Genomic DNA, 21510 nt, shown 5'->3' with positions numbered 1-21510 from the left:
TACAATAAGATTTGCCAAGGAATTATTCTTGCTCGATATCGACTAAGTTTTTAGCTAGGCCGATAGGATCTAACTCTAAGCACTCTTGCTCAGCTATCCAGTCAATGCCCACTAATACACCATCATCATGCAGGTCTTTAACCCAGTATTCTAAAAACTCTTCTAGGTTAATGGCAGTGGGTTGATAATCTTGCCATTCGTCGGTGCAATGCACTTTTGCCTGCGCTTCACTTGACCACAGCGGCATTACATCCGTTTCTTCATATTCTGAAGAGTCACATACCACCCAGCCTTCGCCAGTTTCGTCTTGAAGACCCCAAACGGCTTGGTGTTCTTTTACGTTGTCGATAAAACTTGCTAATACGGGATTGCTATCAGTCATGTTGCTCTCTTAGAAGTCGATTAAAAACGGCCCTATTATACGCCAAGTGAGTGCTCGACCAAGTGATTGTTTTATGAAAAAGTGCACTATTTAAACGCTCACTCTTAAAAGCGGCAATTCCAACAATAATTAATCATAAAATACTTAGTATTAATAGTTTCTATCGCTATGATGTCAGTACGCTATCATCTTTTTTAGGCTGTCAGTTATTGGGTAGCGTGTATATTCAGCCCTAGTATTGTGGAGTCCCTATTTTGACTAAAATGTTCACCCTTGCCTCATTCATGTTTGCCTCGAGTCTCAGTGCTTTTTCAGCCTTGGCGGTTGACCCCATTAATGCGGAACAAGATTTCAATGTTTGCGTCGATAATCTTAAGCAGCAAGCCATAGCCGCTGGCATTTCGACCAAAACCATTGATGAAACCTTGGGTCAGGTTAAGTATGTGACACGCGTTATTGAGCTGGATAAAAAGCAGCCTGAGTTTAGTCAAACATTTGAAAATTATTTTACTAAGCGCGTGACCGATTGGCGTGTACAAGAAGGGCGCCGTTTATTAAAGCAACACGGTCCATTACTGAGTCAATTACAACAGACCTACGGCATTCCTCCTCAGTATTTGATGGCTTTTTGGGGGCTAGAAACTAATTTTGGCTCTTATAAAGGTAAGATGCCAGTGATTGATTCGCTTACCACGTTAGCCTGCGATCAACGTCGCAGCCGTTATTTTAGTGGCGAATTACTTCAGGCATTGAAGCTCAAGGAAGCCTATCAGTTTGATACCAGTGACATGGTTGGCTCTTGGGCGGGCGCCATGGGGCACACTCAGTTTATGCCGTCGGCTTATGCACAATATGCGGTCGATGGTGATGGTGATGGTAAAGCCGACTTATGGAACAGTACTGCCGATGCGCTTAGCTCTGCGGCCAACTTTTTACAGCAATTGGGCTGGGCACGTAATGAGCGTTGGGGCCGTGAAGTCTTGGTTCCTAACGCCTATGATTATCGTTATTTGGGCGGCAAAGCCACCTTACCACTGACCCAGTGGGCAACACTTGGGCTAACGAAAGCTAATGGCCAGCCGCTGTCGACACCCGATATGCAAGCGGCCTTATATTTACCGGCAGGTCATACTGGCCCTGCATTTTTAGGCTATGACAATTTTAATGTGATTATGCGTTGGAACCGCTCTGAGTTTTATGCCATCGCGGTAGGGCACCTAGCAGACCGTATTAATGGCGCGCCGCCATTACGTGTAGCGCCGCCGCAACAAGCTAATATCAGTCGTGACAAACTCAAAGCGTTACAGACTAAGCTCAATGAAAATGGGTTTGATGTCGGTACCCCAGATGGCGTACTTGGCAGTAATTCGCGAGCCGGTTTACAGGCCTATCAGCGCAGCGTGGGATTAATCGCCGATGGTTTTCCAAGTGATGAAACCTTCAAGCTGCTGGGTTTGGAATAATCATCGAGCGCTACATGATGCGTCCATGGCTGTGGGCATTATTGCATTAGCCTAATTAAATCGTGCCAAGGCAGTGATAGCGCTAGAGCAATGAAACAAGTTTTGTTAAGCTCTGGCGAATTTTATTTTTGAACAGAGACAAAGGATCCTTGATGAGCATTAAAGATGATATGGTGGTGCAGTTTAACTACACGCTACGTGACGAAGCGGGCGAAGTGCTTGAGACCAACGAAGGGTTAGATCCCATCGCTTATCTTCATGGTCATGACAATATGATGCCCGGTGTCGAAAATGCCATTACCGGTCGCGAAGTGGGTGACAGTTTCTCAGTGACATTGCCACCAGAGTTGACTTACGGTATTCGTAATGACGATGCAGAGCAGCGGGTTTCAGTTAAGCACCTTCAGGGCGCTAAAGTGTGGAAACCCGGCATGCGCGCCATTATCAACACTGACCAAGGTCAGCGCCAAGTGACTGTGGTTAAAGTGGGTAAGTTTATGGCGACCGTGGATGTTAATCATCCTTTAGCCGGTCGCGAGTTAACCTTTGATTTAACGATTGTCGATGCGCGCGAAGCCAGTGCCGAAGAGATTGCTCATGGTCACGCCCATGGGGTTGGCGGCCATCACCACTAAATCTTTAATGCCTTAGCCTCAGTGATTCATCACTGAGGCTAAGGTGAAAATTAAGTGCCATATCGCTAAAAACCCAGACAAGCGTTTGGGTTTTTTTATGTTCCTACTCAACGCTAGAAGACGGGTCTAATAATGGTGATTAATTTCGCTCAAGGTAAGATTGTGGTGTCGATGCAGGAGGTGCAAATATTGCTCTCGGCAACGGGGGTATCTTTATATGCCATGGCAGAAGACATTAAGCTGATCCGCAGCGCGCTCACCATAGTGGCCGATGCGGGCGCAGTACGTTGGAGCATTAAACTCGACTCTATCGAACAGTTCGATGACGTGGCAAACGAGCTTGGCATTGACGGCTAAGCTCGCTGGCAATTTAAGCTACTACATCAATATTTAACCATGGTGGCTCTCACTAAGCATATTCTGATGGCGCATTGAAACGACCTTAATCACGACCATGGGGACTGAGTAGATCCAGCCTTGGCCCTACAGGCACAATTCGAGTGGGATTAATTTGCCCATGGCTGAAATAGTAGTGCTGCTTAATGTGTTCAAAATTAACCGTTTCTGCAATCCCGGGGTATTGATACAGTGCTTTCATATAAGCGTGAATGGCAGGCATATCGGCCAGCCTGTTGCGGTTGGTCTTAAAGTGGCCCACGTACACAGCATCGAAACGGATAAGCGTGGTAAACAGGCGCCAATCGGCTTCGGTGATGGTATCACCGGTGAGATATCGTTGGGTCGTCAGGCGTTGCTCTAAAGTATCGAGCGCACTAAACAGGGTATCAAATGCCTGCGCATAGGCATGTTGAGTGGTCGCAAACCCCACTTTATAGACGCCATTATTAATGGTTTGGTATATCCAGTCATTTAGCGTATCGATTTCTGCTCGAAGTTTACTGGGGTAAAAGTCGGTGGTATTGCCCGTAATATCGTCAAACGTATCGTTAAACATGCGGATGATCTCCGACGACTCGTTACTGACAATGGTGTTGTGGTGCTTATCCCATAACACTGGCACGGTAACTCGGCCACTATGATCCGCTTTTGCTTGTTGGTACAGCTGATATAGGTAATCATGGCCATTAAGGCTATCTGGCTCAGCCCCGTCAATATGTATGGCATCACTACTCTGGTTTGGCCCACTAAACTCCCAGCCATTAGCCAACATATGCGGCTCCACTACGGTCACATCGATATGTGATTGCAGTGACTTTAATGACCTAAAAATTAAGGTGCGGTGTGCCCACGGGCAGGCCAGCGAAACATAGAGATGGTAACGGCCCGATTGAGGTGCAAATGTGGGGTGAGGGTTGTCAGGGGTTGGCTTTGTTATCCAATGACGAAAGGCGGCATCTTCTCTTACAAATTGCCCCTCGTTTTTTTCTGTGTCGTACCATTGGTCGATCCACTTACCACCTTGTAGTAATCCCATTAGTTTGCCTCATTATTTGCTGGTCTATTGAGTGTATAAGCCCACCAACGAAATAAAAAGGCCAGAAAACGGCCTTAAAATATCGAATTTTTCGAATAGTTGGGCGTATTCAGCCTTCCTGTTATGATTGCGCACCAGCGGATTGGCTTAGCCTTTGTTGGCCATTCCCCTTAAGTGTGCTCAATTGCCTGATAGTGAATCGCCAATATTTGCATCATCACTACCGTAAACAATCAACCATTTCTTGTTAAAGGATATAAAAATGTCGAATCAGCCATTAGAGCAGATCACCATAGAACCCAAGTCAGCCGCTAAAGCTTGCGTGATCTGGTTACATGGATTGGGAGATTCAGGGGCAGGTTTTGCCCCAGTAGTCCCCATGTTGGGCATGCCAGATGCGCTAGCTGTGCGGTTTATTTTCCCTAATGCTCCCACTATGGCTGTGACCATTAACCAAGGGTATGTCATGCCCGCTTGGTATGATATCAAAGGGATGGACATGGATAATCGCGCCGATATGCCTGGCGTGTTGCATTCAGAAAGAGCAATCGCCGCTTTAATCGATCAACAGGTAGCAGCTGGGATCCCAGCAGAGAACATTGTCTTAGCAGGCTTCAGTCAAGGTGGGGTGATGAGCCTATTTACCGGATTACGTTACCCTAAAAAATTAGCTGGGATCATGGCGCTTTCTTGTTATCTGCCAACAGGCAATGCATTACCAACGCAGCTAAGTGAAGCCAATTTAACGACGCCTATTTTACAGCAGCACGGTGAGCAAGATGAGGTGGTACCGTTATCTTTAGGGCTGGCGGCATTTGAGCTCATTCGCGCCGCAGGTTATCCAACCCAGTGGCAAACCTATCCTATGGGGCATAGCGTGCTGCCTAATCAGCTACAAGATATTGGCCGCTGGTTAACTGAGTGTTTGAGCTAAGCATCAATTAACTACTTATGTTAAGCCATGTTGCGACGTGAACGGCTCCAGATCCGTACGGCGTTAAGCTGTACCTTCCACTTAAACCGTTAACGCTATATCGCGCTTATCTAGTCTCCTAAGTTAAGCGCGCCGCAAATCACTTTTGTGGCGTGCTGTTAAGCATCCACACACAGGCATCGCTCCTATTGACGCTTTAACCAGCAATAATGACCTTGAGTTAACCAATAAAAAGCATAAAAGTTTCATTTTCGTAGCAATCACTAGAGGGTTGTTACTGCTTTGTTGTTTTGCAAAGAGGATGCTGGGTAATGCCAGCTTGGCTTGTGTAAGTGATTTAAATGTAGCGATTTTATTTCAAAGTGAAGCGCTAATGTTTGTGTTTGTTTTTTAGTTTTAAATGCCCTTGTTTTTGTCAACGAACAATGGCATTGATAAAATTGTTTTAAAATAATGAGTTAGCTCAAGCTTGTTCATAAAAATGCCACAATTTAGGTGTAATGTTTGTTATTATATTGGCTGGCGATAACTCCGATTCGCCGGCACAAGAATAATGGTTATTAAAAACTAAAATTAGGGGTTGATGTAATAATGAATAAGCTTATTAAAGGATTAGTTGCGACAGCAGTGCTCGCTGCACTTGCTGGTTGTAATAGCGATGATGATCAAGTTAAAACAGCATGTGAACTTGCAGGTGATGCTTGTAAAACATTTACTGTGATCCACACCAACGATAACCACGGTCGTTTTTGGCAAAACAGCAAAGGCGAATATGGTATGGCCGCTCGTATGACGGTCATCGAACAGATTAAAGACGAAGTTGAAAGCCGTGGTGGCCAAGCCATCGTTTTGTCTGGTGGTGATATCAATACCGGTGTTCCAGAGTCTGATATGCAACAGGCTATTCCCGATTTTGTCGGCATGAACTTATTGGAATACGATGCAATGGCTGTGGGTAACCATGAGTTTGATAACTCATTAGATGTGCTCGATATGCAGCAAACGCTGGCGAGATTCCCCATGTTAGCGGCTAACATTTACCATAAAAATAGCGGTGAGCGCTATTTTGAACCCTACCGTGTGTTTGAGCTTGATGGTGTTAAAGTGGCCATTGTCGGTTTCACAACCGTTGATACACCTAAAATTGTTAACCCCGAAAATGTTGAGCCACTAAGCTTTACCGATCCACAGGTCGAGCTTAAAAAAGTATTAGCTGAAATTGAACAAAATGAAACTGTGGATATGGTATTTGCACTAACCCACATGGGCCATTACGCCAACGGTAATCATGGTACTGAGGCCCCTGGTGATGTGTTGTTAGCCCGCTCAGTGGAGGCTGGCCAATTACAAGCCATTATTGGTGGTCATTCGCAAAATCCAGTGTGTATGGAAGGTAGCGAATATGCCGACTTCAAACCTGGTGATGAGTGTAAACCTGATGTGCAAAATGGCACCTATATCATGCAAGCCCATGAGTGGGGCAAATATGTGGGCCGCGCCGATTTTGAATACCTAGACGGTGAGCTAACGCTGGCAAGTTATAAGTTGATCCCAATTAACTTAAAGACCAAAGATGACGCTGGTGAATTGGTCTACGTGACCGAAGAGATTGAGCAAGACCAAGATGTGTATGCCATGCTCAAGCCTTACCAAGAGCGCGGTCAAGAGTTGCTTGATGTGGTGATCTCGTACACCGATGGGGTATTTGAAGGTGAGCGAAATGTAGTACGCGCTCAGCAAACTAACCTAGGTCAATTACTGACAACCGCATATTCTGAATTTGTGACCAATAACTTTAATGTGACGGCCGATTTTGGCGTAATGAACTCTGGCGGTATTCGCGCATCGATTGCACAAGGTGATATTTCTTATCGTGATGTACTGACCGTGCAGCCATTTGGTAATTTTGTGTCATACGTCACCATGACCGGCGCTGAAGTGCAAGATTACCTGGCCGCTGTTGCTGTTAAAACCGGTGGTGGTTACCCACAATTCAACAAAGTCGCAATGCAGGTTAATTGTGATGCAGGGACTGTCGATATTGCTCAATTAGGTGGCCGCGCCTTTGATCTAGAGCAAAATTACACCTTTGCACTGATCCATTTTAGTGCAGCGGGTGGTGATGATTATCCTATCGTTAACCAACACCCAAATTATATTGACACTCAGTTGACCGATGCCGCGGTATTCCGTGATTACTTCGTTAAAAACCCAAGCCTATCGATAGCCGATTATGCGCCGGTAGATGGCGAGCTCACGTTCACTAAAGCGGGTAAAGTCGTTGCAAGTTGTGCAGCAGAGTAATGACATGATTTAACTAACACCTTGCTTATGCCAAAGGCGTTAGGGTTATTACCGTTACACTTTACAGCGTAAAAGCAGCCGCAAGGCTGCTTTTTTATTGGCGGTTAATAGATAAGTTAGACGCGATAAAATTTTTTGCATTGATGACTTGAAAACAATTTGGCCTATCCCTATATAGTCTGTAGGAAGCGCTCAATGAGGCTTTCGGGTCGATTGAAATACAGTGCCTTTGGGGCTGTGCAATCGACCATTAACAGGGCTGTCACCCTCAGTGAATTAACGTGATCGAAGTGGCAGTCAAACGGTGCGACTCAAGCCCACTATATGGGCGGTCGGCCAAATTTTCACTATATTGCTTAATACAAGGATATAAAAATGCGTAATTATGATCTATCTCCACTTTATCGCAGTGCCATTGGCTATGACCGTTTAGCTCAGCTTGCAGAGCATGCAGCAGCGAACAAAGGTAACTCAGGTTACCCACCTTATAATATCGAGTTACTCAGCGAAAACCGTTACCGTATTACTATGGCTGTAGCCGGCTTTTCGATGCCAGAATTAGAGATCACCAGCGAAGGTGATAAATTGATTGTGAAGGGCACAAAGGCGGAACAAGCCAATGAACAACGCAAGTACTTATATCAAGGTATTGCTGAGCGTGGTTTTGAGCGTACATTCCAGTTAGCCGATTATGTCACCGTGATTGGTGCTAATTTAGAAAACGGCTTACTCAATATCGATCTCAAACGTGAGATCCCTGAGATGCTCAAACCTCGTAAAATTGAGATCAACCACTCAGGTTTACTCAATAAAGAGTAATACCGCCTTAGCCAATGCGGCTTAGCCAGCATTGCTCACACAAACAAAAAAGGGAGCCTTGGCTCCCTTTTTTGTACTCAATCGGTGCTAATGACGCATAACACCTTACAACCTACGCCTCAGGATAAGCTCATGAGGCGGTTATTTTTCCGCCGATAACCCCGCCATAATGGTTTCGTGTAAAAACGCACTAAAATCGTCGCCATGGTTGGCTAGCATCTTAGGAAACATAGAGATTGGAGTTAAGCCCGGAAAGGTATTGATCTCATTGAGTAAGATCTCACCTTGCTCGGTTAAGAAAAAGTCGATACGTGACAAATGACGCAGTTTCATGCCATCAAATACTTTGATGGCATACTGCTGTATTTGTTGGGCGATAGCCGGCGAAACATCGGCAACCACTTGTGTAGTGGCCTTACTGTTAGCTGCATATTTTTCATCGAAGGTATAAAAAGTGTCGCCAGCACAGATCACTTCACCGGGCAGGGTCGCCACTGTCTGCCCTTTATATTGATAGACAGCCACCTCTAATTCCCGAGCCTTGATGGTTTTTTCAACGACCACATAGGGGGAATATTGAAAGGCATCGGTCAGCGTAGTTTGGATAAGCGTTGCATCATCAACTCGGTAGCAGCCAACAGATGAGCCTTGTGAGGCGGCTTTAATGAAAATTGAGCCCCAGTCCGCCAAGGCTTGCTGCGTTTGTTTAATGGCATCGGCATCGAGTTGATTTAAAAACAGGTAGGGGGTATTGGGGATCCCCAGTGCGCTAAACCACATTTTTGCGGTGACCTTGTTAAAACAGTTACTCGAACCTTCTGAGTTACAGCCAAAATAGGGCAGTTTTATGAGTTCAAAATAGGATTGAATATCACCCGTTTCACCCGGATAGCCATGTATACAAGGGATGACGTAATCCACAGGCCAAGGCGCTATGCTGTCATCTTCGAAACGGATCTCTTTACGATTAGTGAGCTCACAGCGGTGGCCGTCTTTGGTGGTGTACTGACCATGGCCGTCCAGTTCGACACGCAGCACATTCACTTGGTCTAATTTTGCCAGCGAAGTTTCAAAATAGTTAGCTGACAACAGTGAGATAGCGTGTTCATCACCGCCACCACCACATAACAATAATAGATTGGTCGGACTCATCGGGTCTCCGTTTACAACTGAATGTAGATGTTATGATGCACTATGACGCGCTAATAATTTTATGCAAGTTTTGCTATCAAGCGCCGTTATCGTTTGACGATTTTATAGGCTTGCAGCCTATTTTATGCTGTCACTGCCATAAGCGTTTCGCCAGTCCTGATGCGCGCAGTGTGGCTTGGCTGCATGCTTGTTCAAACACGCGCTGGCTACCTAAACAGGTAAAATGGTGTTTAGCGCGAGTGATCGCCGTATACACCAACTCTTTGGTGAGCAGTTGCCGCTGGGCGACACTTGGGCGAGGTGGCATGACTAACGCCACGTGGCTAAATTCGCTGCCTTGGCTTTTATGCACTGTCATCGCATAACAGGTGTCGTGGCTTGGCAGGCGCGCCGGTAACACTTTGAGTAAGGTGCCATCGGCTTGAACAAAATGGGCCATTAAGCGATGTTGGTTATGGGCATCGGGCAAAATAATGCCGATATCACCATTAAACAGACCAAGGTTATAATCGTTACTTTGGATGATCACCGGCCGCCCTGCATAAAATTCAGTGGCCGGGTTGACCAATTTTTCCTTGGCGAGGGCCTGGGTGATACTGGCATTAATGCCATCGACGCCATATTCACCAGCGCGCATGGCGCACAGCACGCGGTAACGATTGAAGCTGTCGATAATACTCATGGCATCTTGCGCTTGAGTGATCGCCTCAAGGTAGTGACGATATTGCGCCACGCTGCGCTCGAGCAAGGCGTTTAAGCCCAAATTGGCTTGCTGATGAATCTGATGCTCAATCCACAGCAGTTCCTGATAACCGCGCTGCCAGACCTGCATTATGGCCGCTAAATCACTGATGTTAACGGCGCTGGCCAGTTGACCAATACCGGCATCCCCCTTAAAGCGGTGGCTGTGCATCAGCATCGCCAAACTGTCACCGAGCTGGGGTGATTCGCTGACAAAACCATTAAGATCTGTCCCCGTGAGCTGGCTGAGTAATGCAGCCTTATCTTGCGAGTAGCGCATTGACCATTGACCATTTCTCTCTTTTAACCCAGCGCAAATATCGGCCAGCACAGCGCCAGCTTCTACCGACGCCAGCTGATCCTGATCGCCAAGTAAAATAAGCCGAGCATGACTAGGCAAGGCATTAAGGAGTTTATACATCATAGGCAGATCCACCATTGAGGCTTCATCGACCACCAAGAGATCCAGTCGCATTGGGTTGTCGCTATCGTGGCGGAAACGGTGTGAGTTGGGAATAACCCCCAGTAAACGGTGTAGCGTCGAGGCTTCCTCTGGCACCTGTTGCAATGCGTTAAGATCGATAATGTCACTGAAGGGGGCCAGTTCAGTGGCTAGGCGCGCTTTAGAGGCTTTAATCGACTCACTTAATCGCGCTGCGGCCTTACCCGTGGGCGCAACGAGGCGGATAGTCATGGTCTCTTGCTGACACAATAACAACAGTAGCTTAGTCACTGTGGTGGTTTTACCCGTCCCAGGGCCGCCCGTGATCACCGCCAGCTTTTGAGTGAGCGCTGTGGCCGTGGCGATTTTTTGCCAGTCATATTGCCTCTCGGTAGGGGCAAATAAGCTGGCGAGCATATTGGTGCTTGCGCCGATATCACTCACGCTAATGGGCTGGGCTAAGGCATTGAGTTGCTGGCCCACGCGAGATTCAAACTGGTAATAACGTTGCAAGTAGAGGTTGGAACCATCAAGGATCAGCGGTTTATCGAGTTGCTCCGGCGCTAAGCCGACCGCATCGCAGCGACTCAGCTCAGCGATGATCTCCTGTGGACTTAAGGTGATACGGCACTGAGCTTGCTGCTCACTCATGGGGTTGTCGACATCGATCTGCTCAATGGGCAGGCAGCTATGCTGCAGTGACAGTTGGCGGCTGAGCAGGGCGCAGATCAAGATAAACAGCTCATTGCTGCTCGGATGCAGCGTACTCATCTGCAGTGCAAAATGGCGATCGAGTGGGGTTAATAGTCGTTCTTGTTCCCACTGTTTTAACAGTGCCGTTAAGGGTTGCTCTAAGGTTATCATAGTGCGAGCTCCGTAGATGTCCCACTGCCCAAAGGCTGATGGGGGGCTTGGAATAGATGGTCGAGTCGCTCTATCAGGGCTTGGCTGGGTTTATCATAAAACACCCCAGCACCAGGTGCTTGCTGTGACATACCGCGTAAAAATAGGTAGTAACATCCGCCGATATGCTGATCGTAACAATAGTTGGCTAAGCGCAGCTTAAGGTAGCGGTGCAGCGCCAAGGTGTAGAGGATGTATTGCAAGTCATAACGGTGGCTACTAATGGCCTGTTGCATCTGGCCTTGATGATAATGACTCACATCGTTACCCAAATGATTGGACTTATAATCGGCAATGTAAAATTGGCCCTGATATTCGAAGGTTAAATCGATAAAGCCTTTTAGCATGCCCTGTAGTGCATCGAAGCTGAGTTCGGCGCTATAACCAAACTCGCTAAGTAGTTGATTCAATGCGCTGGCCTGTAAGTGCGATATCGGTAGGTAAAATTCCATTTCGACTAAGGTTTTGCTTGCTGGAAGTTGCGCCAAGCACAGGCCACTGTCATTGAGCGGCGCAGCGAGCAGGTCCATATACCACGGGTGCAGCACAGGTTGCCAGACGCTATCGATGCCAAATTTTTCCATCGCTATGGGCAGTTGCTCCTGTAGCGTGACATCGGCGCGGGTAAAATCAATCAGCTCTAATACCAAGTGCATAAAGCTACCTGCATTGGCGCCGCGCTCGAAGGTGAAACGTGACATCTGGTTATCGAGATCATCTTCAATCACCTTGAGCTCAGGAAAGGCCTCATCGTCACCGCCGGGCATGACACGTTCATGGGCTTGGTTTTTTACCAGCCCCGAATAACTGCCGACCCGCCATGGGGTGGTTTGAAGGCGTCGCAGTGCCTTAGGCGCTAGGCTTAGGTTATCGACACTCGTTGGCGCCAGCACTGTGGCGCTGGCTATTTCCTCGATGCTGGTGACACTTAACGCATCACTTGCCAAGGCTTGGGCACGCGCTTGTATATCGCTAAATTCACATTTGGCCTCTTCAATGCCAAGCAGATAGCCAATGGCGGTTTCGTGTAGTTGGCTGCTAATGCCCGCTTTTTTGGTGTAGCGCGAGTGGTTTGCCACATACAGATAACAGGCGAGTACGGGGCGAGTTAACGCCACGTAGAGTAAGCGCAAATCTTCGGCCAGCGTTTCCCGTTTATGCCGCGCCCAGCCCTCATCACTCTGCTCTATGTCCCACAGCAGTTGGTTATCTTGGTGGTACAACATGGGGGCCGGCTTACGGCGGTTGTCGCGGGCAAGGCTGACAAAGGGCACAAAGCAAACTGGGTATTCTAGCCCCTTACTCTTATGGATGGTGACTATCTGCACAAGGTTTTGCTCGCTTTCGAGCCTGAGCTGCGCTTCTTCTGTGCTGTGGCTGTCGAGCAGCGCCTGCTGATACCAATTGAGCAGGGCGCTGATCCCGTCAAGCTCGCTGGCTTTTTGCTGTAACAGTTCGCCTAAATGCCTAAAGTCGGTTAAGCGGCGCTGGCCGTCAGCGGTACTTAACAGCCGCTGAATAAGCGCGGTATCGCTGGCCATGGCCAATAAACAGGGCATAATGCCGCGTTTTTGCCAGATCTGCTGCAAGCCATTAAATTGTTCCAGCAGTTGCTGTCGGCTGTCTTCATCGAGGTTAAATTGATGAATAGCTTCGGCATTGTAGCCCAGCAGCTGGGTGGCCAGCGCGCTTCTTAGCGCGCGCTCATCCTTTGGATTAGCAATCGCGACCAACACCAGTGCCAGCTCTTTAGCTTCGAGGGTGGCAAATACACTGTCACGGCTGAGAAACACCGCGCCTATCTGGCGCTCGCTGAGGGCGGCTTTAATGTAGGCGGCTTCGTTACGGTCTCGAACCAGCACCGCAATGTCTTTGGCCCTAAGGGGGTTATCGTCCAGCAGGCATAAACCTTGCTGCGCCTCGGTTAATAGTCTGGCTATCTCATTACAGGCATCTTCGGCGAGCAAACTTCTCGCGGTGGCTTTATTGAGCCCTTTGTCGGGATCTTCACCGAGCAGTTTGAGCCGCAGTGCACTGTTATCGCTATTGGCCTCGATTAAACGTTTGTTATCGGCAAAGGGAGAGGGCGCCACGATCTCAAACGGAATCGCTTCGCTAATAAAGGGATCGTGATGTTGGCCAAATAACTGATTAACGCCGGCTATCATATTGCGACTAGAGCGGAAGTTAGTGTCTAAGCTGTAGTGGGCTTGAGCCTGCTGGCGAGCGTCAATATAGGTGTGAATATCGGCGCCCCTAAAGGCGTAAATGGCCTGCTTGGGATCGCCAATCATCAATAAGCTTTGCGCCGGATGCGCTAGGTTTTCGCCCTGCTGATAGATGTGGCTAAAAATTTGATACTGCAGTGGATCGGTATCTTGAAACTCATCGATAAGCGCAATAGGAAAACGCTGGGCGATGCTGTGAGCCAGACTCTGCGCTGCGTCGTTGTTATCTTTACTCTGCGCGCTCAGTGCACCCGCAAGGGTGAGCAGCAGATCGTCGGGTGTCAGCAGATTACGCTCTTGTTTTTGCTTTGCAAAACGGCTCGAGATCCCTTGGCGCGCCGCAAACAGAAAGCTGGGCACAAACTGAGTTATCAATTGATTCAGATTGTCGATATGGGCCAACAGTGGCGCTTGCTCAGCCGTTGGGATCTCGCCGCCTTTATTGAGTTTAAGCTGGCTTAACGCGAGCGCATCGAGCACTTTGCTATCGGGCAGTGATTGGCCATGATGAGCCCAATTGTCCATCGCCGCTAACATGGCAGCGAGTTTGGGAAAACCTTGATCTTTTTTACCAAACCGCACTCCATTGAGCGGCAGCTGCAGCAAGAGTTGCTCGAGTGCATCGCGCTCACGCGGCCAGATGAGTCTTAAGCGACTCAGGCTTTGGCTCAGCGCCTGGGCTATCAGTTTAAAGGGTTGCGGCGTGGGAGTCGCTTTGGCTTGACTGGCGCCGAGCAGCGGCCTGAGTTGCTGGGCCAATCCATCGGGATCGCTAAACTTACCTTGCACAATTTGGGCAAGATAGCCGGGCAGTGGATAGCAGGTTTCTCGCCAGAAATCGCGCACCGCATGGTGTAAAAACTCACTATCATCGAGGGTAAATTCAGACTCAAACAGCAAACCCGATTCAAACGCCATGTCGGCTAATATGCGCTGACAGAAACCATGAATAGTAAAAATGGCCGCCTCATCGAGGGATTTAAGCGCCAAATCGAGTCGTTTACGCGCCAGCGGTAGCTGCTCTGCTGGGGTCTGTGCGTAGAGCTGCTCAATCAGGGGATCGCTCACGGGCAGGCCAATAAAACAGCGATAAGCCAGCTGGATTTTTTTACGAATGCGATCCCTCAGTTCACCTGTGGCGGCATTGGTAAAGGTCACCACTAATATTTGCTCGCAGCGCAGTGGCTGCGGGCAACCATGACCCAGCAATAGGCGCACATATAGGCCCGCGATAGTATAGGTTTTACCTGTGCCGGCGCTGGCTTCAATAAGACGGGTGCCGTCAAAAGGGAGGGTAAGGGTGTTGAGTATGGTGGTGCTCATGTTAGCGTCCCTCCACAAAGGTGGCCAGCTCACTTAATGGCGCCTTATAAAGCAGGCTAATTAAGGGCGATAATAGTGTTGTGGCAGGCTCGCCAAATTGGGCCTCAGTGAAATCTTCTGGAAAACGAAATAGGCGCTGGTAATGGGGTTCGAGCCCTTCACCCATGGCACCTTGATCATCAAGCCACTGTTTCTGCGCCTCGGCAAGTTTGCCTGTGTGGTCGCCTTCGGCTTCGACATAGCTCATGGCCGTGCGCGGAATAAACATCAACGGCTGATGTTGGCCACGGTGAAAGTAGTCGACCCACACACTGAGCTGATTGATGGCTTGCTCGCACGTAATTGGGGCAAACCCATAAAAATGGCCAATATCGAGCAGATAACTGTCGCCAATGGCTTGGGTGCCCATGGCGTTAAGACAAAGGTGGCGCAAATAAACCCGAATAAGATCGCGGGCGTTGGCCGTGCCTGGACGATAATTGACGAGCCCTTTGGCCGATAGCGAGTCTATCCGCCCCACTAGGTGGCTTTGGCGGCTATCGTTGAGGGCGATAGCGATCTCTAGCGCGTGGGATTGTTCGCCTTTGAGGTAGTTAGCTCTGCCGATAATGGGTTTAATATCGTGTAGATATTGATTAAGCAGCAGATCGTCAAACGGCGCTAGGGGCAGTTGGCCCGCCAGTTTGAGTTTATGGAGCAGTTGCTCGTCGGGCAGCTCTTGCTGCCGCTTAATGGCATCATCAATCAAGTGGGCTTGCAACTTGTAGCGAGATAATGGATTGAGGCTAAAAGGCTCATCATTGTCATCGGCTTGAATAGCTAAGCCTAAATCCAGTTTCAGCGAGCGGTTAAAGAAATACTGCGCGGGATTACGATAAAAGCGGATCAACGCCGAGAGCTCGATTTCACGGCTGTCATCATCACTGCTAACCTTGAGCGCTTGCTCAATAAAGCGGCTCTGTTGGCCTTGCGTGTCGCTGCTGTGACTGGCAACGGGGCACCATTGCTGGCTATAACTGTGCTGTAAGCCTTGGCCGGCTTGATACAGACGCTCATCAAAGGGCTGTAGCGGCTGCTGTTTTATCAACTGCGCGGCAATGGTTTTTTCAATGGCATCAATATCGACAGTGCCAGAGTCAGAGTCTGGCGCATTAACCGTAGCTTCGAGCGATGCAGGCAGGTAACACAGCTGGCAATATTCTATCAGCTCTGAGACCAGCATCGAGGGGATGCGCTCACTGTTATCGCGCTCACTATGACCTATGTAGCTAATATACAGTTGTTGCCTTGCCGATAACATGGCTTCTAAAAACAGGTATCTGTCGTCGAGTCGGCGTGAACGATCGCCTTTGCGCGCACCAAACTGTGCAACTAAATCAAAGCCTACCGGATGTTGTACCCTAGGGTAGACACCATCGTTCATCCCCAGTAAACACACCACCTTAAAGGGAATAGAGCGCATCGGCATTAAGGTACAAAAATTGACACTACCGGCTAAATAACGTTGACCAACGCGGGATTCTGACAGTTGGCTAACAAACCAATTTTGCAGTACGCTAATATCCAGTTCGCTGCTGTATTGGCTCTGGTTTAGCTCTTCACTTAGGCGGCTAATGGCGCTGCGAATGGCTTGCTCTTGATTAAGCTCCTCCTCATCACAATCATAAAACTCATCGACTAACTGCTGCAGCTGGGCGATACGCTCATTGAGCGAGCAAGGCTGATTGAGCGCCAGAGTAAATTCATCGAGCGCTTCGATAAAATTGAGTAACTTGCCTAAGGCCTGAGCCGATTGACCTTCAATGCCCTCTAACGCCAAGTTGTCTTGGTAGATAGGGGCGTGATCGCTAAAGCTGTAACCTAAAATCAATCGCTTAATACCAAAGGCCCAAGAATTTTGCTCAAAGGCGGGCAGTTGTTGTGCCTGACGCGCCTTGGCATCACGGCCCCAACGCACGCCAGCTTGTTCTAACCAACGACGAATAATACCCAGTTCATCATCACTAATATCGAAGCGGCGCAGTACCGCTGGCACTTCCACAATGGCTAAAATATCGGTGAGGGCGAAGCGGCTCTGATTTAGGGTTAACAGGTGTAAAAAGCTGCTGATCAAGGGCGACTCTTGGGCGGCACCGCGATCGGCAATGGCGTAAGGGATATAGTGCGCGCCACTTTTAGCCGCAAACACGGCGTCGATATAGGGCGCGTAGGCCGCAACATCAGGCATCATCACCACTATGTCTTTCGGGCTGATGGGCGTTTCGCTGCCCTCTTGCTGTGCCAGTAGCGCCAATAAATGATCATGCAGGGTTTCAATTTCGCGCAGCGCACTGTGGCAGCTTCGAAGGGTGATAGAGTCATCATTGGCGGGTAACCGTCGCCGCCCTTCGAGGCTTAAATAGAGCTCGCCATCGGGGCCAAGGCTCTTACCGCGGGTGGTAAGCTCCAAAATATCTTGCTGCACGCCGTGTAATAGGGTGTTATTGCCGGGATCTTGATAGCATTCGAAGTTAAAATTGGTATCTTCTTCAGGCAGTTCGAGGATCAAATCCAGCAGTTCACGGCCCATCTTGCCATTATTGGCAAGCAAAGGGTTACCCACTTCCAGTTTATCTTCCCAGTCCATACACAGTTGCTGCTTATCTGCATATTGCAGCGCCATACGGGCGCGCAGACGAGGGTCGACAATGTCGCCCCAATAATGCTGACAAGGGCTGAGGTTGAGCATCACCACATCGATGCGTTTGGCTAAGAAATAGAGCACCTCTAGGGTTTGCGGTGCCATGGATGAGATACCAAACACAAACAGTCGTCGAGGTAAGCCACTTAAGTCGCAGTTAGGATCATCTAAGGTATCAAACAGTGCCTGATGCAGGTTGGCCCTGTGGTAGGTGCTTTGGCCTAACTCTTGATTGTTGTATTGGATAAGCGCGCGCCAGAGTACAGGTTGCCACTCTTGTGCTGGGCTAAGGCGCTCATTTTTGGGTGGCAGCAACGGCTCATTGGCCTCCCAAGCTAAAATCCAATCGGGGCGATAGACCAAGTATTGGTCAAAAATATCGGCGATTTGACCGCATAACTGATACAGCTTAAGCGAGTGAGTCGCGTTGAGATCATCTGTGATGGCATCATCATCTAGATAGTGTCTTAGGGGCGCAAACACAGGTTGTGCCAGCAACTGCGGCAACAGCTCCATTAATTTCCAGGTCATCGCCGCTTTGGTGTAGGCATTTTCTTTGGGCACGTTAGGCAGTAGGGTGTGACACAATTGCCAGATAAAGCTGGAAGGCAGGGGGAATTCGAGCGCCGCAGCAATGTGGTTGTGCTGCGCAATCGCCAGACGCAGCCAAGTGGACATGCCCGGGCTTTGCACCAAAATTTGCTCGCACGATAACAGCGAGTCCATGGCTTGAGGCGATTTCAGCTCATCAGCCAATAATTGGGCTAACGATTCCATTCGATTTGACTGAACCAAGTAAAGCATAGTGGGCCTTTATCTTTATGATGCTGCGCGCGAAGGTGTGCGCCAAGAGTGACAAACTTATAGGGGTTATTCTATGGTGTTAATGCTTGATAGCCAATCATCAAGGTCAATTTTATCGAGTGAAACAAACATTTGCCTGAAAAAACATCAGCGCGTAGCTTGGCGGCTATCAAGGCTTAATATCGCCAAGCGTAACTGCCTGCGATACCTCGTTATCTGCTGTTGTAACGCTTGGCGCTCACTAGGGCTGTGAGGCTGGTATTTTAACGCCATGTAACAGTCGATATACCGCTGCAAGGGGACGGCGAGTGTCGGCAAGTGCGTTGCAACGCGCTGAGCATAACGCAGCGGCGGTTCGTCGGTTTCACGGGGCAGGCCTTTTTTTGCCAGCAAGGCGGTGATGGCATCGAAGCCTGCTTTAAGTCGGTCTGGCTGGCGTTGAAACTGCAATAATCCAACACTGTAGGCAATAGCGACGCCAATAAGGGCCATGGTACAGATAATCAATATGGCCAGTTTAGTACTGTCAACATCGCCCAGCAGGCGTTTAAGCAGTTGCTGCTGACGCTGGTTATCAAAGCCTAATACCCATTTGCTCCAGTAGTAGTCGATACTGGCAATGGATAACCTGAGCTGGTTAAGTAAGGGGTATTGTCTGAGCCGCAAACTACTAAAAGGACGCTCTTGTAGATAGCTATCTGCGGGATTAAAAAAGGCATCAAATCCCTGTTCGACGCGCTCTGGCGCAATCATAGCGGTGGGATCAAATCGGGTCCAGCCGTGGCCAGGAAGCCATGCTTCGATCCAAGCATGGGCCATATATTGATACACGCTGAGATATTGTGCGCTTTGGTTCCACTCTCCGCCTTGGTATCCGGTCACTAAGCGGGCTGGAATGCCAGTTTGACGCGCCATAAAGGCGAGGGCGCTAGCATAATGCACGCAAAAGCCCGCTTGGTTTTCAAACAGAAAATCATCTATCTGCTGTGGTCCAACGGGTGGCGGCTGCAAAGTATAGTAATAGGGTGACTCATTGAAATAGCGCATCATGGCAGCCATACGCTGCTGAGGATCTGGATAGCTTTGCTTAAACCGTTCGGCTAACGCTAGCGTTTTGGGATTACTGCGTGCGGGTAACTGTAAATTACCTTGGATTTGCGCCTCGCTTAACTGGCTGTCTAAACTCGCCTCAGTGTAGGAGGCGACGCGATATTGGTATTGCTGCTCCACCGAGCTTATGGCGTATAGCCGACCGTCGGGTAGGTTAATCACCCCATCGCTTGGGCTGTAGGCAAGGTCTAGGCCAAATAACCAGTGCTGATGACTGGGCTCGGCGATCACTTGATATTGCAATGCTTGACCTACAGGGCGTTGCCTTTGCGCCGCTTTAGCTTGACTGGGGTTGGCTTCAAGCTGCTTTATTGCCGCAGATGGGGTCCAGCTTTTACCGTCATAATGCTCCATCACTAAGGCGCGCCAATAGCGTTGTTTGTGCTGTGGCGGTTCGTTGTCGAAGCTGACCCGAAACGCCAGTGCAGGCGAACGGGTTAATTGGTTGATATCACCGAAGGAAACCGTATCTGACAGTCCTGTAGTGGCGTTATTGGCGTTAGGCACCAACCACAGTGGGGGGAATCGCGGTAGCACGATAAATAACAGGATCGCCAGTGGCACGCTTTGTAACAGCAGCTGACTCGCCCGCTTGGCGGTATGCATCATCGCCTCATTTTCACGGTATAAACTGAGTAACACCGCTAAATTAAGGGTGGCGACTAGGGTCAGTTGTAGGGTAAACAACAGACTTTGTTTTTCGATAAAGGTGATGGCGATTAAGAAAAAGCCGACCATGACGACCGCGCGCACATCGCGGCGGTCTCGCATCTCGATATACTTAAGTGCGTAACCTAAAATCAGTAAGTTAATCAAACCATTGAGCATGCCTATTTGGCTGGTGACTAACACTAACGTAGCGGCCGATGCAAGCGCGATCAGGGTGACCAGATAGCGCGGTGGACGAGCGACTTTGGCGCTAAAAATGCCCACACGCCAGACGAAACAGATGGCGCAGATGGCGAGAGTCCAACTGGTCATTTTATCGTGCAGCGGCGCCAGCACGGCAATATTAACCAGTAGTAACCAGGCGAGCGTGTGGCGCGTGATGATCTCCTGCTGATCAGCCATTATGCTGCTCCTGCGAGCTTGTCGGCTTCTCTGGTGTAGTAGCATTTGCTTGTGTATAGCTCGGCTGCTTGGCGTGGAACATTACGTGCGGTGAACCTGAGCTGACAGCGTTGGGAACCTCCGGGTAGACGGCTAGCGCGGTGAGGCATTGCAGCCGATGTGCTGCGCCGCTATTGGGAGCAATAGTGTGCATCGGGAGCTGTAAACCAAATACCTGCTGAGTTTGCGATAAGGTGTCTACCGTCCATGTCAGTTCACTGAGGTGCTGCTCAATGTCAGGATGCTGGGCGTTGAGTATTAACCAGGTGGGCGCGCTCACGGGCTCACCAAATGATTTGGTGAGCATACCTCGGCCTTGCGCCAACTGTTTCCATGCGATTTGGTTGAGCGACTCGCCGTTGACATAGGGCTTTAAGGTATTAAATTCTTCCACCCCCGCCGCCAAACTTCCCTTTAGATGAGCTTGCTCATGGGCGTGAGTTGCATGTTGGCGAAGTGGTGTCATTACCGCTTTAGGCGCCGCAAATACCAGTTGGCGGTTGGCCAAATCGATAACCGACCAAGCGCGGCATAATCCCAACGGGTAGCGAGTCTCAACGGTTAATCGACCTGGGTGGATCCAGCCACGACCTTGATTGGTAAAGGGCAATAATAAGCGCTGTTTTTTATCATCGACACGCGCCGCGCTAAGCGGCGCATTATTGCCATAACGCAATTGGATTTGGTGTTGGGCTTGCTTAGCCGTTAACTCAACAGGATAGAGCACATCTTCCCCCGCATAGACCGCGGGGCCCTGTGCAGCGTTAAGGGTAAGGCCTGCGAGATTGCGGTAACTGTAGATAATACAAGTATTAAAGATACTCAGTAGTAAGAGGCTTAGGCCTATCACTAAATTGTTTTGGTAGTTGGTACCAAACAGAAATAACAGTACCACCACCCCAAGCCAACATAATCCAAATGCGCTCGGCAAAATGAAAATACTCTTATGCGCTAAGGTTATTGGGGACTGCGCAGGTAAGCGGCGCGACAACCAGTGTTGCCACCAGCGTTGATAAGGTTTGAGTCCAGCCTTAGCCTGTTGCAT

Annotated in this window: 14 protein-coding genes; 6 read left to right on the top strand and 8 right to left on the bottom strand. The window is 49.1% G+C overall.

All coding sequences use genetic code 11. The features are described 5' to 3' along the window. Window positions 1-22 precede the first annotated feature (22 nt). A complete protein-coding gene (locus AC5YB1_RS11020; protein ID WP_494519204.1) occupies window positions 23-382 on the bottom strand; it encodes a DUF2750 domain-containing protein in 360 nt (119 codons plus the stop codon). A 284-nt stretch (window positions 383-666) separates the two neighbouring features. On the opposite strand from AC5YB1_RS11020, the gene AC5YB1_RS11015 reads away from it, so the two are divergent. The 3 genes from AC5YB1_RS11015 to AC5YB1_RS11005 all read left to right on the top strand — a co-directional run bounded on the left by AC5YB1_RS11015 (window position 667) and on the right by AC5YB1_RS11005 (window position 2837). Then, window positions 667-1845: a lytic murein transglycosylase gene (locus AC5YB1_RS11015; RefSeq protein ID WP_494521625.1), complete on the top strand. Its 1179-nt coding sequence runs from the start codon at window positions 667-669 to the stop codon at window positions 1843-1845. Between the two features lie 152 nt (window positions 1846-1997). Next, the gene (locus AC5YB1_RS11010; protein WP_494519203.1) at window positions 1998-2480 is read left to right on the top strand and encodes an FKBP-type peptidyl-prolyl cis-trans isomerase; all 483 of its coding nucleotides are present in this window, start codon (window positions 1998-2000) and stop codon (window positions 2478-2480) included. Window positions 2481-2612: 132 nt separating this feature from the next. Next, entirely contained in the window at window positions 2613-2837 is a 225-nt protein-coding gene (locus tag AC5YB1_RS11005; RefSeq protein ID WP_494519202.1) for a DUF3389 family protein, read from the top strand. A gap of 85 nt (window positions 2838-2922) precedes the next feature. Here AC5YB1_RS11005 and AC5YB1_RS11000 read toward each other — a convergent pair whose 3' ends face one another. Beyond that, window positions 2923-3915 carry a glutathione S-transferase family protein gene (locus AC5YB1_RS11000; protein WP_494519201.1) on the bottom strand — a complete coding sequence of 331 codons (993 nt, stop codon included), beginning with the start codon at window positions 3913-3915 and terminating at the stop codon, window positions 2923-2925. Between the two features lie 262 nt (window positions 3916-4177). On the opposite strand from AC5YB1_RS11000, the gene AC5YB1_RS10995 reads away from it, so the two are divergent. From AC5YB1_RS10995 to AC5YB1_RS10985, 3 genes are all read left to right on the top strand, one after another. Then, entirely contained in the window at window positions 4178-4849 is a 672-nt protein-coding gene (locus tag AC5YB1_RS10995) for an alpha/beta hydrolase (RefSeq protein ID WP_494519200.1), read from the top strand. 588 nt (window positions 4850-5437) lie between these two features. After that, window positions 5438-7153 (top strand): bifunctional UDP-sugar hydrolase/5'-nucleotidase UshA, encoded by a 1716-nt coding sequence (gene ushA, locus AC5YB1_RS10990; RefSeq protein WP_494521624.1) that lies wholly within the window; start codon window positions 5438-5440, stop codon window positions 7151-7153. Window positions 7154-7528: 375 nt separating this feature from the next. Beyond that, a complete protein-coding gene (locus tag AC5YB1_RS10985; RefSeq protein ID WP_494519199.1) occupies window positions 7529-7972 on the top strand; it encodes an Hsp20 family protein in 444 nt (147 codons plus the stop codon). 141 nt (window positions 7973-8113) lie between these two features. On the opposite strand, the gene AC5YB1_RS10980 is transcribed toward AC5YB1_RS10985, so the two are convergent. The 6 genes from AC5YB1_RS10980 to AC5YB1_RS10955 all read right to left on the bottom strand — a co-directional run bounded on the left by AC5YB1_RS10980 (window position 8114) and on the right by AC5YB1_RS10955 (window position 21510). Then, window positions 8114-9124 (bottom strand): D-alanine--D-alanine ligase, encoded by a 1011-nt coding sequence (locus AC5YB1_RS10980; protein ID WP_494519198.1) that lies wholly within the window; start codon window positions 9122-9124, stop codon window positions 8114-8116. Between the two features lie 130 nt (window positions 9125-9254). Next, window positions 9255-11171, bottom strand: coding sequence for an exodeoxyribonuclease V subunit alpha (recD, locus tag AC5YB1_RS10975; RefSeq protein ID WP_494519197.1), 1917 nt, complete (start codon window positions 11169-11171; stop codon window positions 9255-9257). Further along, window positions 11168-14761 carry an exodeoxyribonuclease V subunit beta gene (gene recB, locus AC5YB1_RS10970; RefSeq protein WP_494519196.1) on the bottom strand — a complete coding sequence of 1198 codons (3594 nt, stop codon included), beginning with the start codon at window positions 14759-14761 and terminating at the stop codon, window positions 11168-11170. The genes recD and recB overlap by 4 nt, the downstream gene beginning before the upstream one ends. Window position 14762: 1 nt before the next feature. Further along, window positions 14763-18245, bottom strand: coding sequence for an exodeoxyribonuclease V subunit gamma (recC, locus tag AC5YB1_RS10965; protein WP_494519195.1), 3483 nt, complete (start codon window positions 18243-18245; stop codon window positions 14763-14765). Window positions 18246-18392: 147 nt separating this feature from the next. Further along, a complete protein-coding gene (locus AC5YB1_RS10960) occupies window positions 18393-20426 on the bottom strand; it encodes a transglutaminase TgpA family protein (protein WP_494519194.1) in 2034 nt (677 codons plus the stop codon). After that, window positions 20419-21510 carry a DUF58 domain-containing protein gene (locus AC5YB1_RS10955; protein WP_494519193.1) on the bottom strand — a complete coding sequence of 364 codons (1092 nt, stop codon included), beginning with the start codon at window positions 21508-21510 and terminating at the stop codon, window positions 20419-20421. The genes AC5YB1_RS10960 and AC5YB1_RS10955 overlap by 8 nt, the downstream gene beginning before the upstream one ends.

It is taken from the genome of Shewanella sp. 433 (assembly GCF_059338565.1).
This window is presented reverse-complemented; position numbering and strand designations above follow the sequence as displayed.

Coding starts and splice junctions, on each gene's coding strand:
- AC5YB1_RS11020 (WP_494519204.1), bottom strand. CDS start 382: ATGACTGATAGCAATCCCGTATTAGCAAGTTTTATCGACAACGTAAAA.
- AC5YB1_RS11015 (WP_494521625.1), top strand. CDS start 667: ATGTTTGCCTCGAGTCTCAGTGCTTTTTCAGCCTTGGCGGTTGACCCC.
- AC5YB1_RS11010 (WP_494519203.1), top strand. CDS start 1,998: ATGAGCATTAAAGATGATATGGTGGTGCAGTTTAACTACACGCTACGT.
- AC5YB1_RS11005 (WP_494519202.1), top strand. CDS start 2,613: ATGGTGATTAATTTCGCTCAAGGTAAGATTGTGGTGTCGATGCAGGAG.
- AC5YB1_RS11000 (WP_494519201.1), bottom strand. CDS start 3,915: ATGGGATTACTACAAGGTGGTAAGTGGATCGACCAATGGTACGACACA.
- AC5YB1_RS10995 (WP_494519200.1), top strand. CDS start 4,178: ATGTCGAATCAGCCATTAGAGCAGATCACCATAGAACCCAAGTCAGCC.
- AC5YB1_RS10985 (WP_494519199.1), top strand. CDS start 7,529: ATGCGTAATTATGATCTATCTCCACTTTATCGCAGTGCCATTGGCTAT.
- AC5YB1_RS10980 (WP_494519198.1), bottom strand. CDS start 9,124: ATGAGTCCGACCAATCTATTATTGTTATGTGGTGGTGGCGGTGATGAA.
- recD (WP_494519197.1), bottom strand. CDS start 11,171: ATGATAACCTTAGAGCAACCCTTAACGGCACTGTTAAAACAGTGGGAA.
- recB (WP_494519196.1), bottom strand. CDS start 14,761: ATGAGCACCACCATACTCAACACCCTTACCCTCCCTTTTGACGGCACC.
- recC (WP_494519195.1), bottom strand. CDS start 18,245: ATGCTTTACTTGGTTCAGTCAAATCGAATGGAATCGTTAGCCCAATTA.
- AC5YB1_RS10960 (WP_494519194.1), bottom strand. CDS start 20,426: ATGGCTGATCAGCAGGAGATCATCACGCGCCACACGCTCGCCTGGTTA.
- AC5YB1_RS10955 (WP_494519193.1), bottom strand. CDS start 21,510: ATGCAACAGGCTAAGGCTGGACTCAAACCTTATCAACGCTGGTGGCAA.